The 1039-nt window shown below is 60.2% G+C and carries 1 protein-coding gene and 1 pseudogene; both read right to left on the reverse strand.

Features of this window, described 5'->3' with window-relative positions; translation table 11 throughout:
* Positions 1–795: UvrD-helicase domain-containing protein (locus AC1D17_RS29080; protein WP_477568654.1), on the reverse strand; the 795-nt coding region annotated here is incomplete at its 3' end.
* A pseudogene (locus AC1D17_RS29085) lies at positions 785–1039 on the reverse strand (ATP-dependent nuclease); the annotation flags it as partial. The gene AC1D17_RS29080 and the pseudogene AC1D17_RS29085, both read right to left, overlap by 11 nt.

Consider the following 1039-nt stretch of genomic DNA (forward strand, 5'->3'; position numbering starts at 1 on the left):
GCCGATAACGATGAGGTTGCCGAGGTCGTTTTCGTCCATCGCTTCGAGGCACTGGCCGACAACCGTTTTTTGGTGAAGTTTGGCGTCGGCGGGCAATGCCTTCCAGCTCACGCATTTGGGTCGGGAGCCCAGGTCGATCTGATTGTTGCGCTCCAGTCCGGTGCGAACCGCGCCGAGCCACTCGGCCAATTCTTCGTTGTTCTCCTTCTTCCAACGCCAGGGCGTAAGCAGCTCTGCGGTAGGTTGGAATGTGGGGAAGACGTCGGTGGTCCAGTCAACGGGCCGCTGGTTGCCAAAGTCGAAGATCGCCTGCATGGGATCACCAAAAACGCACGTCGGCAGAAGGTTCGCCAAGCGTTCAATGACCTTATGCTGTTGCAGGGTGCAATCTTGGTATTCATCGACGAAGCAGCCGCCATATGAAGCTATCAGCACGCCGTCGACCGCTCCACTGTCAAGGAGGCGTGCTCCGGCCGAATAGACGCCGTCCCATTCCGCAGTCGTTGTCGGGGCGGTAGCAATGATCCCCGAGCGCTGCGGAAATGAAGCCGCAAACCGCAGGCACCATCCCGCGATGGTGTCGATGCGGTACTTGTCGGTCGGAACGAGATGTTTCTTCATCCGCCGCGTGAGGGCGTCAACACCGGCATGCGTATGTGTGAGGATCAGCCGTCGCCGACCCGAGATCGCAACGGCGAGAGCGATCTGTTCTGTCTTGCCACACCCAGCGGCGGCTACGATGCTTCCACGGCGGATGCTGTCGGCGAGCCGAGCGATTTCCTGATCATGCACCATCAACCCAGTTCCGTATCGCGACGATACCCTTGACGAGGGGCGTGTTGGGGATGGCTGCAAGGTTTGGCCCGATCACGGCTGAGAGCCGTTCGCCGCGCGTGATGTCCTTGAACCAGCTTTTATCTTTCGCGACCTTGCCAAGAATGCGGCGTACTTGCTCCGAATCACGGTCGTGGCCCAGCTTCGCGTCGGTGGCTGTTGGCTGACCGGCGGCGGACAAGGCGTTGTCCATGACGGCCATGAC

The organism is Pararhizobium sp. P1_E7, from assembly GCF_056405855.1.